Origin of the sequence: Bordetella trematum (genome assembly GCF_900078335.1) — a bacterium.
Taxonomy (GTDB): domain Bacteria; phylum Pseudomonadota; class Gammaproteobacteria; order Burkholderiales; family Burkholderiaceae_B; genus Bordetella; species Bordetella trematum.
In genome coordinates this window covers 16,453-29,623 of sequence record NZ_FKBR01000005.1, presented here as the reverse complement: position 1 = coordinate 29,623, position 13,171 = coordinate 16,453, and the positions used below count along the sequence as shown (strand labels likewise).

Annotated in this window: 13 protein-coding genes; 1 reads left to right on the top strand and 12 read right to left on the bottom strand. The window is 65.7% G+C overall.

The features are described from left to right. Window positions 1–22 precede the first annotated feature (22 nt). The 4 genes from A7V84_RS00270 to A7V84_RS00255 form a co-directional block, all read right to left on the bottom strand. Window positions 23–1,711 carry an aspartate-alanine antiporter-like transporter gene (locus A7V84_RS00270; RefSeq protein WP_063492392.1) on the bottom strand — a complete coding sequence of 563 codons (1,689 nt, stop codon included), beginning with the start codon at window positions 1,709–1,711 and terminating at the stop codon, window positions 23–25. A gap of 228 nt (window positions 1,712–1,939) precedes the next feature. Beyond that, the gene (locus A7V84_RS00265; RefSeq protein ID WP_063492393.1) at window positions 1,940–2,869 is read right to left on the bottom strand and encodes an electron transfer flavoprotein subunit alpha/FixB family protein; all 930 of its coding nucleotides are present in this window, start codon (window positions 2,867–2,869) and stop codon (window positions 1,940–1,942) included. Window positions 2,870–2,871: 2 nt separating this feature from the next. Then, entirely contained in the window at window positions 2,872–3,621 is a 750-nt protein-coding gene (locus A7V84_RS00260; protein WP_025512401.1) for an electron transfer flavoprotein subunit beta/FixA family protein, read from the bottom strand. 70 nt (window positions 3,622–3,691) lie between these two features. Then, window positions 3,692–4,606, bottom strand: a complete 915-nt coding sequence (locus A7V84_RS00255; RefSeq protein WP_033534512.1) for a histone deacetylase family protein — start codon at window positions 4,604–4,606, stop codon at window positions 3,692–3,694. A gap of 19 nt (window positions 4,607–4,625) precedes the next feature. Here A7V84_RS00255 and mltB point away from each other — a divergent pair, with 19 nt between their 5' ends. Further along, window positions 4,626–5,762, top strand: coding sequence for a lytic murein transglycosylase B (gene mltB / locus A7V84_RS00250; RefSeq protein WP_025512403.1), 1,137 nt, complete (start codon window positions 4,626–4,628; stop codon window positions 5,760–5,762). Window positions 5,763–5,832: 70 nt separating this feature from the next. On the opposite strand, the gene cysM is transcribed toward mltB, so the two are convergent. The 8 genes from cysM to rpsA all read right to left on the bottom strand — a co-directional run bounded on the left by cysM (window position 5,833) and on the right by rpsA (window position 13,041). Further along, a complete protein-coding gene (gene cysM / locus A7V84_RS00245; RefSeq protein WP_025512404.1) occupies window positions 5,833–6,744 on the bottom strand; it encodes a cysteine synthase CysM in 912 nt (303 codons plus the stop codon). Window positions 6,745–6,823: 79 nt separating this feature from the next. Then, a complete protein-coding gene (locus tag A7V84_RS00240; protein ID WP_033534428.1) occupies window positions 6,824–7,186 on the bottom strand; it encodes a helix-hairpin-helix domain-containing protein in 363 nt (120 codons plus the stop codon). A gap of 137 nt (window positions 7,187–7,323) precedes the next feature. Then, window positions 7,324–8,313 carry an ADP-glyceromanno-heptose 6-epimerase gene (gene rfaD, locus A7V84_RS00235; RefSeq protein WP_025512756.1) on the bottom strand — a complete coding sequence of 330 codons (990 nt, stop codon included), beginning with the start codon at window positions 8,311–8,313 and terminating at the stop codon, window positions 7,324–7,326. After that, on the bottom strand, window positions 8,310–9,251 hold the full coding sequence (gene rfaE1, locus A7V84_RS00230) for a D-glycero-beta-D-manno-heptose-7-phosphate kinase (protein WP_063492394.1): 942 nt from the start codon (window positions 9,249–9,251) through the stop codon (window positions 8,310–8,312). The genes rfaD and rfaE1 overlap by 4 nt, the downstream gene beginning before the upstream one ends. Next, the gene (lapB, locus tag A7V84_RS00225) at window positions 9,248–10,471 is read right to left on the bottom strand and encodes a lipopolysaccharide assembly protein LapB (protein WP_025512406.1); all 1,224 of its coding nucleotides are present in this window, start codon (window positions 10,469–10,471) and stop codon (window positions 9,248–9,250) included. Before lapB ends, rfaE1 begins: the two co-directional genes overlap by 4 nt. 35 nt (window positions 10,472–10,506) lie before the next feature. Further along, complete coding sequence (locus A7V84_RS00220; RefSeq protein WP_025512407.1) at window positions 10,507–10,815, bottom strand: LapA family protein; 309 nt, start codon at window positions 10,813–10,815, stop codon at window positions 10,507–10,509. Window positions 10,816–10,967: 152 nt separating this feature from the next. Further along, window positions 10,968–11,327, bottom strand: coding sequence for an integration host factor subunit beta (locus A7V84_RS00215; protein ID WP_025512408.1), 360 nt, complete (start codon window positions 11,325–11,327; stop codon window positions 10,968–10,970). 1 nt (window position 11,328) lies between these two features. Then, window positions 11,329–13,041, bottom strand: coding sequence for a 30S ribosomal protein S1 (gene rpsA, locus A7V84_RS00210; RefSeq protein ID WP_025512410.1), 1,713 nt, complete (start codon window positions 13,039–13,041; stop codon window positions 11,329–11,331). Window positions 13,042–13,171: the final 130 nt, after the last annotated feature.

The following is a 13,171-nucleotide window of genomic DNA, read 5'->3' as shown; positions in this document are numbered from 1 at the left end:
TGGGGAATCGCCGTTGCCGGCATCAGGCCAGGCGATGGGCCAGGGCCACGATCAAGGGGCCCAGCACCGGCAGCATCACGTTCGCGATGGCATAGGTGACGGTATAGCCCAGAATGGGCACCGGGCTGCCAGCCTGGGCAATCACCGCACTGACCGCCGGGGTGCTGACATGCTGGCCGGCAATGGCCCCCAGCAGCAGCGGCCCCTCGATCTTGAGCAGTTTATGCCCGATCCATAGGGAAGCGCACGCAGGCACCAACGATACCAGCAGGCCCATGACAGGCAGAATCAGGCCGTGTGCTTTCAAGAGCGTAATCGCCTGCGGACCGGCCGACAAGCCGACACAGGCGATGAACACCACCATGCCCAGGTCCTTGAGCAGTCCGAGCGCCGCGGGCGGCACCTGTCCCAGCGTCGGGTATCGGGTCGCGATCCACCCGCAAGCCAGGCCGCTGAGCAGCGCCCCGCCCCCGCTACCCAGCGACAGCGGCAGCCCGCCCAGGGTCACCGACAGACTCCCTGCCCCCAGTCCGGCCAGCACGCCCGCGCACAGGAAGATCAGGTCGGTGGCCCCGTCGGAGCGCAACTCGCTGCCCACGCCGGCGATGGCCGCCTCCAGGGCCGGCTGCGCCCCGGCCAGCTCCAGGACGTCGCCATACCGCAAAGGCGTGTCCTGGGTCGTGGGGATGCGATGCCCGGCGCGCACGGCCTGCTTGATGACCACGCCACGCACCCCGGCCGCTTCGGCCAGCTGCGCCAGCGTCCGGCCGCTGGCACCCCGGCGATGAAGCACCACCCGACGCACCTGCAACGCCGCCGCATCGGCATGGGCCTGCGGCACTGCGGTCTGGGGACCGAACTGCTCCGTGGCGCGCTGCAAGGCCGCACGCCCCCCGATGATCAGCGCGATATCGCCGGGCTGCAGGATCTCCCGGGCCTGGACGACGTGCTTGCGGCCGGCGCGCAGCACATGGGTGATGGCCGCCTGCCCGCCCAGGCGCTGTTCGGCCTGCGCCACCGTCAGGCCGCCGGCCTGCTGCACGAGATGGGCGCGTGTAGCCAGCTGGGACAGGTCGGCATCAGCCCCCTGAAAGGGCCCGGGCAAATGCCCCAGCCGGGTTTCCAGCTTGCGCGACGCCTGGCGCAGATTGATGCCCAGCAGGACCGGCGCCACCTGGCTGGTGAAGAACACGATGCTCAACATACCCACCAGATAGGTCAGCGAATAGGCGGTGGCGATATTGGCTTGCGCCAGCTGAGCCTGGGCCGCGGTCAACCCCGGCTGGCGCAGGGCCTCCGAAGCGGTGCCCAGCACGGCCGACTCGGTCACCGCGCCGGCAGCCAGCCCGGCGGTCGTGCCGGCATCGAAACCGAACCAGCGTGCCGCCGCCAGGACGATCGCCACCACCAGCACCGCCTCCATGAGCGGCAGCGCCATGAAACGCAGGCTGGACCGATTCAGGCTGGCGAAAAAGCCCGGCCCGCCCGCATATCCCATGGCGAAAATGAAGAGCACGAAGGCGAACTCGCGCAGTTGTCCGCTCACCTGGCAACCCGTCTGGCCAAGCACCAGCGCCACGATCAGCGTGCCGCAGCCCCCGCCCAGCGCCACGGGGCCGATACGTAGTTTGCCCAGCAGGCAGCCCAGGCCCACCGCGATGAACAGCACCGCGATCGGCATCGCCTCGAAAAAACTCACAGAGCACGTCATGGTGTCCAATGCCACGGTTACTTTGCCGGGCTTGCACCCCCGGGGCTCTCACGAACCTGTCATGTCTGGCCTCGTGCAGGCCAGGCGCCCGCGACACTATCAGGCTTGACCGGCAGCAAGCCCACCCCGCCTGCAATAGCAGGCTAGCGGCGGGTCGGAACACGCACGACGAACGAAAAAAAACCGCGGCCCGAAGGCCGCGGTTTCCTGCCGTCACCGGTCAGCGTATTACAGCGCGCTGCTCAGTTCCGGGACCACCTGGAACAGGTCGCCCACCAGACCGTAGTCGGCAACACCGAAAATCGGCGCTTCCGGGTCCTTGTTGATGGCAACGATGACCTTGGAGTCCTTCATGCCCGCCAGGTGCTGAATGGCGCCGGAAATGCCGACGGCGACATACAGTTGCGGCGCAACGATCTTGCCGGTCTGGCCAACCTGCCAGTCGTTGGGGGCGTAGCCGGCATCGACGGCGGCACGCGAAGCGCCCAGCGCCGCGCCGAGCTTGTCGGCCAGCGGATCGAGGATCTTGAAGTTCTCGGCGCTGCCCATGCCACGGCCGCCGGAGACGACCACGCGGGCGCCGGCCAGCTCGGGACGGTCGCTCTTGGCGACTTCGCGGCCGACAAAGGACGACAGACCCGAATCCGCCACGGCAGCGGCATCTTCGATGGCAGCCGAGCCACCGCTGGCGGCCACGGCGTCAAAGCCGGTGGTGCGCACGGTGATGACCTTGACGGCATCGCCCGATTGCACGGTGGCGATGGCGTTGCCGGCGTAGATGGGGCGCTGGAAGGTATCGGCCGACTCGACAGCGATGATGTCGGAGATCTGGGCCACGTCCAGCTTGGCGGCCACGCGCGGGGCCACGTTCTTGCCCGAGGCGGTCGCCGGGAACAGGATGTGGCTGTAGCCCGACGCCACGGCCAGCACCTGGGCGGCCAGGTTCTCGGCCAGCCCTTCGGCCAGTTGCGGGGCGTCGGCCAGCAGCACCTTGGACACGCCGGCCACGGCGGCAGCCTGCTCGGCCACGGCGCGGGCGTTGCTGCCCGCCACCAGCACGTGCACGTCGCCGCCAAGCTTGGCGGCGGCGGCCACGGTGTTCAGGGTGGCACCCTTCAGTTGGGCGTTGTCGTGTTCGGCAATAACAAGCGTCGTCATTGTTAGATCACCTTGGCTTCGTTCTTGAGTTTCTCGACCAGCGTGGCGACGTCCGGCACCTTGATGCCAGCCTTGCGCGCAGGCGGTTCGGTGACCTTGAGGGTCTTCAGACGCGGCGCGGCGTCCACGCCCAGCTCTTCAGGCGTGACCGTGTCGAGCGGCTTCTTCTTGGCCTTCATGATGTTGGGCAGCGTGACGTAGCGCGGCTCGTTCAGACGCAGGTCGGTCGTGATGATCGCCGGCAGCTTGAGGGTCAGCGTTTCCAGGCCACCGTCGACCTCGCGCGTCACCGTCACCTGGCCGTCGCCCAGCTCGACCTTGCTGGCGAACGTGGCTTGCGGCCAGTCCAGCAGCGCGGCCAGCATCTGGCCGGTCTGGTTGGCGTCGTCATCGATGGCCTGCTTGCCCAGGATCACCAGTTGCGGCTGTTCCTTGTCGACCAGCGCCTTGAGCAGCTTGGCCACGGCCAGGGGCTGCAGTTCGGCATCGGTCTGCACCAGCACGCCACGGTCAGCGCCGATGGCCATGGCCGTGCGCAGGGTTTCCTGGCTCTGGGCCACGCCGCAAGACACGGCCACGACCTCGGTCACGCCGCCCTTTTCCTTCAGGCGCGTCGCTTCCTCGACGGCGATTTCGTCAAAGGGGTTCATCGACATCTTCACGTTGGCGATGTCCACCCCGGTCTGATCAGATTTCACGCGCACCTTGACGTTATAGTCAACGACGCGCTTGACGGGTACCAATACCTTCATCCAGCAGCCTCCAAAAAGATGACACCCCGGTGGAATACCGGGAGTTGCATTGCACAAATTTTTCCTGATTCTACAACTTAGAAAGGGATCGCATGTGCGCGACCACGCTGCGAGCCAGTGCGGACAAGTTATAGCCGCCCTCCAGCGTGCTCACAATCCGCCCTTGCGCATAGCGATCTGCCACCTCGACCAGGCGATCCGTGATCCATGCATAATCGGCTTCGACCAGCCCCATCTGCGCCATGTCGTCCTCGCGATGGGCATCGAAACCAGCCGAAATGAACAGCAGTTGCGGCGCATGGGCCTGCAGTCGCGGCAGCCACTCCTGCTGCACGGCCTGGCGCACCGCCACGCCGGTGGCATAGGCCTCCAGGGGCACGTTCACCATGTTGCTGGCGGGATGTTCGAAGCCGCTGTTGGGGAAGAAGGGATGCTGAAAGAAACTGCACATCAGCACCCGGTCGTCGCCGGCAAACGCCTCTTCGGTGCCATTGCCGTGGTGGACATCGAAATCGATGATGGCGATGCGCTCCAGGCCGTATCGGCTGAGCGCATAACGTGCTGCGATGGCGACATTGTTGAAGAAACAAAAACCCATGGCGCGGCTGTGCTCGGCGTGGTGCCCGGGTGGACGCACTGCACAAAAAACCGTGCTGGCCTCGCCGGCCATGACCGCATCGACCGCCGTGATCCCGGCCCCCGCGGCATGGTAGGCGGCATCCAGGGTATGCGGGTTCATGAGGGTGTCGGAATCGATGGCGGTATAGCCATGTTCGGGCGCCATCTCGCGCAGGCGATCCAGATGATAGGCGCTGTGCACGCGCAGAATATCCTCGCGGCTGGCGACGCCGGCCTCTTTTTCGGCCAGATAGGGCATCAATCCGCTGGATAGCAGCTGATCGGAAATGGCATCCAGCCTCTGCGGGCCTTCCGGGTGCCAACTGCCCATTTCATGCAGTTTGCATGAGGGGTGAGTAATATACATGGTCTCCATAGGGAAGATTATGTTCATCACCCGGCGTTTCCTGCAAATCTGTTTTGTTTCCGCCCTGACCGCGGGCTGTGCCTCCCCCGCGGTTTCTCCTCCCGAAGCGGCCGAGGCGCCGCAGCGCCAGGCCCCCGGGCAGGCGATCCGCATCGGCCCGGACCGTCCCCAGGAAACCCCATCGACCAGGGTGATCGATGGCGCAGCCCTGCGGCCCGAAGTCCAACAGTTCGGCCAGGCGCTGGCTGCCGAGCGCAACCTTCCCTTGCCCGCCGTGATGGCGCTGCTCAACGACGCCAGCTACAACAGCACCGTAGCCCGCCTGATCGCCCCATCGATACCGGGGCGCAAGGTATGGCGCAGCTGGAACACCTACCGCGGGCGCTTCGTGGAGCCCAAGCGCATCCAGTGGGGCGTGGAATTCTGGAACGAAAACCGCTCCGTCATCGAACAGGCGGCACAGCAATACGGCGTACCGGCTTCCATCATCGTGTCCATCATCGGCGTGGAGACCCTCTACGGCCGCAACATGGGCAACTTCCGGGTCATCGACGCCCTCTCCACCCTGGCCTTCGACTACCCCGAACCGGTGCGCCCGGAACGGGTCGCCATGTTCCGCAACCAGTTGGCCGACTTCATCACCCTGACGCTGCAAGGCAAACTGGCCCCCGACACGCTGGGTTCTTATGCCGGCGCCATCGGGCTGCCTCAGTTCATGCCGACCAGCATCGCCCACCATGCCGCCGACGGCGACGATGACGGCCACATCGACCTGAGCCACAGCGTGCCCGATGCCGTCATGTCCGTGGGCCGTTTCCTGCAGAACCATGGCTGGCAGCGCAGCCTGCCGGTGTTCGCCCCGGTCATCCTGCCCGCTGATCCGTCGGCGCTGGTCGATGGCGGCCTGACGCCCAAGCTCAGCTGGGCCCAATTGCAGCAGGCCGGAGCACGCCTCGCTCCCGGCGCCAGCGGCGGCAGCTGGCAAAGCAGTCCCCTGGGCATCGTCGACCTGGCCGAAGAAGCGCGCGGCACGGCACAGTACCGCACCGGCACCAGCAATTTCTTCGTCATCACGCAATACAACCGCAGCTATTTCTACGCCACCGCCGTAGCAGAGCTGGCCGACGCGATCTCCGCCCGCATGGGGCAGCGCTGACGCCGGCAAGCCCAAAGAAAACCGGCCTGCGATCGCTTGCAGGCCGGCTCGGGTACCAGAAACCGCCAGTTCAGTTGAATACGCCGGTCGACAGATAGCGGTCGCCGCGATCGCAGACGATGAACACGATGGTGGCGTTCTCGACCCGCTCGGCCACGCGCAGCGCCGCGACCAGCGCGCCAGCCGACGAGATCCCGCAAAAAATACCCTCTTCAGCCGCCAGCCGGCGCGCCATGGCCTCGGCATCGGCCTGCGAAATCGACTCGTAGCCATCCACCACGCTAGGGTCGAAAATCTTCGGCAGATATTCCTCGGGCCACTTGCGGATACCCGGGATCTGCGAGCCCTCGGCCGGCTGCGCGCCGACCACCTGCACGGCGGGATTGCGCGACTTCAGGTAGCGCGATACGCCCACGATGGTGCCGGTCGTGCCCATGGCGCTGACGAAATGGGTCACCTGACCGCCGGTCTGATCCCATATTTCAGGGCCGGTGCCTTCGATATGCGCCTGGGGGTTGTCCGCGTTGGAGAATTGATCCAGCACCTTGCCCTTGCCTTCGGCCTGCATGGACATGGCCAGATCACGGGCATACTCCATGCCGCCCTGCGCGGCCGGCGTCAGGATCAGCTCGGCCCCGTAAGCAGTCATGGCGGCGCGCCGTTCGACCGACAGGTTGTCCGGCATGATGAGGATCATGCGGTAGCCGCGCATGGCCGCCGTCATGGCCAGCGCAATGCCCGTATTGCCGCTGGTGGCCTCGATCAGCGTATCGCCAGGGGCGATCTCGCCGCGCGCCTCGGCCCGCAGGATCATCGACAGGGCCGCCCGATCCTTGACGGAACCGGCCGGGTTGTTGCCTTCGAGCTTGGCGAGAATGACGTTGCCGCGCGCCTGGCCCGAGGCGCCAGGAATGCGTTGCAGACGCACCAGCGGCGTATGGCCGACGGTTTGCTCGATCGTGGGATAGGTAATGGCGTTCATGCAAGGATGATAACCGCCCGATGCGCCGCTGCGCAGGGAAACCCGCGCTCCGAAAAGGGCCACCGGGCGAAGCACCGCCTCAGGGGCGGCGCGTGGGCGTGGCCGGCCGTGCGCCCGGACGGCCCGCGGGCCGCGCGGCCTCCCGGGAAGCTGACGCAGGGCCTGCCGGCCCGACCGTCAGGCCGGCCTCCTGCAGGCCCTGCAGCTTGCGTGCGCCGATGCCTCTCACCCGCTCGGCCAGATCCTGGGGCGACAGATAGGGGCCGCCACGCTCACGTTCGCGCACGATGCGCTCGGCCGTGGCGGGGCCAAGCCCCTTGAGATGCGTCAGCTGGGCCGCATCGGCAAGATTGACATCAAGGGCCCGGGCCGAAACGGCAGGCGCCAGCAGCGCTGCCGCAAGCATCACTCGGGCCAGCAGGGAAAGACGGGGCAGGGACATGGATGGACTCCGGATTGCGGGCGGCCCACGCCGCCACGGGCTCCAGAATGCGTCAGGGGGCAGCCATGCCGCCCCCTGAGTGCCCCGTTTTGCCCTAGCGGGCCCGCCCTTACGGAAGGCCCGAAGGCGGCGCCGCGCTACTTGCGCGCGCGCCAGTAGCGCACGTACTCGCTGACGCCGGCCTGCACGTCGCGCATGGGCGCATCGAATCCGGCCGCGCGCAGGCTGTCCACATTGGCCTGCGTAAAGCTCTGATAACGACCCTTCAGGTCATCCGGGAAGGGGATGTACCGGATCAGTCCCTGCTCGACCAGCGCCTCAAGCGGCAGCGCAGCCTCGCCACGTTCTGCACGCAGGCTGTTGACCACCGCGACGGCCACATCATTGAACGGCTGGGCCCGCCCGGTGCCGCAGTTGAAGATGCCGGAGACGTCCGGATGATCGAGAAAATGCAGATTGACGGCCACCACGTCCTCCACCGAAATGAAGTCGCGGCTCTGCCCACCGTTGGCGTAGCCGTCCCAACCCTCGAACAGGCGCACATGGCCCTCGGCGAGGAACTGGTTCATGTTGTGGAAAGCCACAGAGGCCATGCGGCCCTTGTGCTGCTCATGAGGACCGTAGACGTTGAAATAACGCAGGCCCACCACCTGGGCCGTCAGGCGATCCATCCGGGTGCGCAGCACCTGATCGAACAGCAGCTTGGAATAACCATAGACATTGAGCGGACCTTCGTTGGCCGGGTCTTCGACGTAGACGGACGAAGCCCCGTAGACGGCCGCCGACGAGGCATACAGAAACGGCACGCGCTGCGCCTGGCAGTACTCGAACCATTCGAGGGTGACGCGGTAATTGTTGTCCATCATGTAGCGGCCATCGCGCTCGGTGGTATCCGAGCAGGCGCCCTGATGCAGCACGGCGCGCAGCTTGGGCAGCGTGCCGGCGCGCAGACGCTCGCGCGCATCCTCGTGATGCATGTAGTCGGCGATCCGGCAATCGACCAGATTGAGGAATTTGTCACCCTGGGTGAGGTCGTCGATGGCGAGGATGTCATGGATGCCACGGCGGTTGAGCCCGCGCACCAGGTTGCTGCCGATGAAACCGGCTGCGCCAGTCACCACAATCATGGGGTATCTCCTGCAAGTTCAGCGCCGGTCACCACCGAAGTGCCCAGCTTGCCGACGACGATGCCGCCGGCGCGGTTGGCCCAATACATGGCCTCGGCCCAGGACAGGCCTGCCGCGCGCATCACCGCCAGCGCGGCCAGCACGGTATCGCCCGCGCCGGATACGTCAAACACTTCGTGCGCCTGGGCGTCGACGTGGTCGCGCCCCTGCTCAAGAAAGAGGGTCATGCCCTGCTCCGAGCGCGTGACCAGCAAGGCCTCGAGGTCGAGCGCTTCGCGCAAGGCCTGGGCCCGGCGCGTCAGGTCGTCCTCATCGCTCCAGTGGCCCACGGCCAGCTGCATTTCGAGGCGGTTGGGCGTGACCAGGGTCGCGCCCCGATAGCGGCTGTAATCAGCGCCCTTGGGATCGACCAGCACCGGGATCTTGCGCGCGCGCGCCAGGGCGATGAGCTCGGCGACCCGCGCCAGGGTGCCCTTGGCGTAATCCGACAGCACCAGCACATCGCAATGGGGCAATTCGCGCAGCAGGGCCTCATGCACCGCATCGACCACGGCCGCCGAGGGGTGCTCTTCGAAATCCACGCGCAGCAATTGCTGCTGGCGTCCCAGTACGCGCATCTTGAGCGTGGTCGGACAGCCCGGGTCTGCCGGCAGCTCGGTGCGCACGCCCTCTTCGGCGGCCAGCGTCGCGATGCGCTGACCGGCCTCGTCGGCGCCGACCACGCCGATCAACACAGCCTGTGCGCCCAATGCGGCAATGTTGCGCGCCACGTTGGCAGCGCCACCCAATCTGTCTTCGCGGCGCGCCACCCGCACCACGGGCACGGGCGCTTCGGGCGAAATCCGCTCCACCTCGCCGAACCAATAACGGTCCAGCATCACATCACCGACGACCAGCACGCGCGACTGCGCGACGGCCTGGGCGGGAAAAGCCATCATTCAAGTTCTTCCAGACGACGCGGCGCATAGGTTTCCCAGGCGTTGCAGCCCGGGCATTGCCAGTAGAACCGGCGTGCCTGGAAACCGCAGCTGCGGCAGGCGTAGCGGTCCAGGCGCTGCGTATGTTTATGGATCAGGCTGCGCAGCAGCGACAGGTCTGCGCCCGGCACCGGCGGCTTGCCAGCCTCGCCCGACGGCGCGGCCAGCTCGGCTTCGAGCAGGCGGTCCAGGCCAAGCAGCGACGGGTGCAGGCGCAGCGCTTCGCGTGCGAACGACCAGGCCGGCTCGCTGCCTTGCTGGGCGCGCAACTCGCGAAACACCACATTGAACAGATCCAGGGAGGCGTGACGTTCGTAATGGGTGCGCAGGCGCGCCAGACCTTCGACTTCCTCGCCGGCCTGACGGTAGTTGTTCAACACGGCCTCGGCCACCAGGCCGGCATACTCGGGCGCATCGGCCAGGATGCTTTCCAGGTACATGCGTTCACGCTTGCTGTCGCTTTCGAGGGCAGCCACGCGCGCGCGCAGCATGGCGGTGCGCACCTTGGAGCCGCGGCTCAGGCCGCCACGCCCGCTGCCCTCGGCGGCGTGCTCGGCGGCATCCAGCGCTGCCTGGGCGGCATCGAGATCGGCCGGCTTGGCCGCCAGCGCCCCTTGCGCCTGTTCGCAGTAGTAGTGCACCAGTTGCGGGACCGGCTCATCGACCAGACCATGCAAGGTGCGCACGGCCTCGATGGCGCGCGGCCAATCGTGTTCGGATTCGTAGATACGGATCAGCGAACGCAGGGCCGGCAGGGCATAGCGCGTATCGGTGTCCTTGAGCTGCTCGAAGGCCGACTCGGCACGATCCAGCATGCCCGCCTTGAGGAAATCCTGCGCCAGTTCATGCTGGGCATGCTCGCGCTCGGCCTGAGGCAGATCCGAGCGGTTCAGGAGGCTCTGGTGCACGCGGATGGCGCGCTCCATTTCGCCGCGGCGGCGAAACAGGCTGCCGAGCGCAAAGTGCAGCTCGGTGGTTTCCGGATCGAGTTTGGCGACTTCGACAAAGGCATCGATGGCCCGGTCCGGCTCCTCGTTGAGCAGAAAATTCAGGCCGCGGAAATAAGAGTCCGGCAGCGTGCGCGTCTCGCGCAGCATCTGGCGGAAATCAAAGCGCGCCGCCAACCAGCCCAGTGCAAACAGCACTGGTACGAAAATCAGCCACCAGGGTTCAAAGTCCACGTTTCCGGCTCTTGAATGCGATCAAAAATGCCGCGTTACAGCGGCGACATCGGGGCGACAGCCTCGGGCGCGACCGGGACGGCCTGATCGCTGGCCTGCAGGCGTTCGAGTTCGCGGCGCAGGCGCTGCGCCTCGCGGCGACGGCGCATGGAGGCCGGCACGGTCAGCAGCAGGCCGAACACCGCCCCCAGCACGAAGGTGGCCAGCATGACGACGATCAACGGAACATCCTGCACCACATAATCGGCGTAGAACTTGACGGCGACCGGGTCGGTGTTCTTGAGTGCGAACATCAGCACGGCAATGAACACGATCAAACGCAGGGCCCAGACGAAGTAGCGCATGGCGCATGCTCCAGAGGAATGAGATAGTCAATTGTAAGCGCAAGCACGGCCATACGCCTTCGCTACGACCAGGCTTTTTCCGACACGCCGCGCAGAAACGAAAAAGCCCCTTGAAACATCAAGGGGCCATGCGGCGCGAGGATCGCGTGTGGTCAATGCATTGCGTGCATGTCCATCACGGACTGCAGCGGGTCGGAAGACTCGGCCGAAGCATTGTCCTCCCCCCCGTTTCCAGCCAGATCCACGCGTTCCCGCAACTCCTTGCCGGCCTTGAAATGCGGTACCTGCTTGCCCGGCACCAGCACCTGTTCGCCCGACTTGGGATTGCGCCCCACGCGCGGAGACCGCTGCGACAACGAGAAGCTGCCAAAACCACGGATCTCGATGCGCTGACCCGAGGCCAGGGCCTGGGTCATCGCTTCAAGCATGGTCTTGACCGCATAATCGGTGTCACGGGCGGCCAGCTGGGGATAGCGGGCCGCCAGAGCGGCGATCAGCTCCGACTTGGTCACGTCAGCCGTCGTTGCGCTGTTGGTCCAGCTTGGCCTTGAGCAGCGCGCCCAGGTTGGTGGTACCCGACGAGGCGCTGGCTTCGGACATGCGCTGGATGGTGTCAGCGGTTTCGGCGTTATCGCGAGCCTTGACCGACAACTGGATCGAACGCGCCTTGCGATCGATGTTGATGATCATGGCTTCGAGGTTGTCGCCGGCCTTCAGCACGGTGGTGGCATCTTCGACACGACCCGAGGAGATCTCGGAAGCGCGCAGGTAGCCTTCGACGTCGACCGACAGCGTCACCACGGCACCCTTGGGCTCGACCGACTTGATCGTGCCCGGCACCACGGCGCCCTTGTCGTAGGTGGCGACGAAGTTGTTGAAGGGGTCGCCTTCCAGTTGCTTGATACCCAGGGAGATGCGCTCCTTCTCGGTATCGATGCCCAGAACCACGGCTTCGATCTCGTCGCCCTTCTTGAAGTTGCGAACGGCTTCTTCGCCGGTTTCGGTCCACGACAGGTCGGACAGGTGAACCAGGCCATCGATGCCGCCGGGCAGGCCGACGAACACGCCGAAGTCGGTGATCGACTTGATGGCGCCGCGCACCTTGTCGCCGCGCTTGAAGTTCGTGGCGAACTCTTCCCACGGGTTCTGGCGGCACTGCTTCATGCCCAGCGAAATACGACGACGGTCTTCGTCGATTTCCAGGACCATGACTTCGACTTCTTCGCCCAGGGTGACAACCTTGCGCGGATCGACGTTCTTGTTGGTCCAGTCCATTTCGGAAACGTGCACCAGACCTTCGATGCCGGCTTCAACTTCAACGAAGGCGCCGTAGTCGGTCAGGTTGGTCACCTTGCCGAACAGACGGGTGCCTTGCGGGTAGCGGCGAGCCAGGCCCACCCACGGATCTTCGCCCAGCTGCTTGACGCCCAGCGACACGCGGCTCTTTTCCTGGTCGAACTTGAGGACCTTGGCTTCGACTTCCTGACCCACTTGCAGGACTTCGGACGGGTGACGCACACGGCGCCAGGCCATGTCGGTGATGTGCAGCAGGCCGTCGATGCCGCCCAGGTCCACGAACGCGCCGTAGTCGGTGATGTTCTTGACCACGCCCTTGACCACCGCACCTTCGTGCAGGGTTTCGAGCAGCTTCTGGCGCTCTTCGCCCATGCTGGCTTCCAGCACCTGGCGACGCGACAGCACGACGTTGTTGCGCTTGCGGTCCAGCTTGATGACCTTGAACTCGAGCGTCTTGCCCTCGTACGGGGTCGTGTCCTTGACCGGACGCAGGTCGACCAGCGAACCCGGCAGGAAGGCGCGGATGCCGTTGGTCATGACGGTCAGGCCGCCCTTGACCTTGCCCGTGATGGTGCCGGTAACCAGCTCGCCATTTTCCAGGGCCTTTTCCAGTTGCAGCCAGGCCGACAGACGCTTGGCGCGGTCACGCGACAGGATGGTGTCGCCGTAGCCGTTTTCCAGCGAATCGATCGCCACGGAAACGAAATCGCCGGGCTGGACTTCGAGTTCGCCCTGGTCGTTCAGGAACTCTTCCAGGGGAATCAGAGCCTCGGACTTCAGACCGGCGTTGACGACGACAAAGTTATGGTCGACGCGAACGACTTCGGCGCTGATGACCTCGCCGGACTTCATGTCCTGGCTCTTGAGGCTCTCGGCAAACAGGTCGGCGAAGCTTTCGCCACCGAAGGCGGTAGTGGAAACGGAAGACATTAGGTTAATAATCCATGGGGCCAAAATGGCCGTTGCTACACACCGCGACGGCTTGCGCGCCGCAGTGGAGTGGGAAAACCTGCCGGTTGTGCCGCCCTTGCGGGGTGCCCCGTGGGAGCGCACACATGGC

Bases quoted from the DNA above. Each gene is read 5' to 3' on its own strand.
- A7V84_RS00265 (WP_063492393.1), bottom strand. From the start codon at position 2,869: ATGACGACGCTTGTTATTGCCGAACACGACAACGCCCAACTGAAGGGT.
- rpsA (WP_025512410.1), bottom strand. From the start codon at position 13,041: ATGTCTTCCGTTTCCACTACCGCCTTCGGTGGCGAAAGCTTCGCCGAC.
- rfaE1 (WP_063492394.1), bottom strand. From the start codon at position 9,251: ATGATGGCTTTTCCCGCCCAGGCCGTCGCGCAGTCGCGCGTGCTGGTC.
- mltB (WP_025512403.1), top strand. From the start codon at position 4,626: ATGTTCATCACCCGGCGTTTCCTGCAAATCTGTTTTGTTTCCGCCCTG.
- A7V84_RS00255 (WP_033534512.1), bottom strand. From the start codon at position 4,606: ATGTATATTACTCACCCCTCATGCAAACTGCATGAAATGGGCAGTTGG.
- A7V84_RS00220 (WP_025512407.1), bottom strand. From the start codon at position 10,815: ATGCGCTACTTCGTCTGGGCCCTGCGTTTGATCGTGTTCATTGCCGTG.
- cysM (WP_025512404.1), bottom strand. From the start codon at position 6,744: ATGAACGCCATTACCTATCCCACGATCGAGCAAACCGTCGGCCATACG.
- A7V84_RS00240 (WP_033534428.1), bottom strand. From the start codon at position 7,186: ATGTCCCTGCCCCGTCTTTCCCTGCTGGCCCGAGTGATGCTTGCGGCA.
- A7V84_RS00260 (WP_025512401.1), bottom strand. From the start codon at position 3,621: ATGAAGGTATTGGTACCCGTCAAGCGCGTCGTTGACTATAACGTCAAG.
- rfaD (WP_025512756.1), bottom strand. From the start codon at position 8,313: ATGATTGTGGTGACTGGCGCAGCCGGTTTCATCGGCAGCAACCTGGTG.
- A7V84_RS00270 (WP_063492392.1), bottom strand. From the start codon at position 1,711: ATGACGTGCTCTGTGAGTTTTTTCGAGGCGATGCCGATCGCGGTGCTG.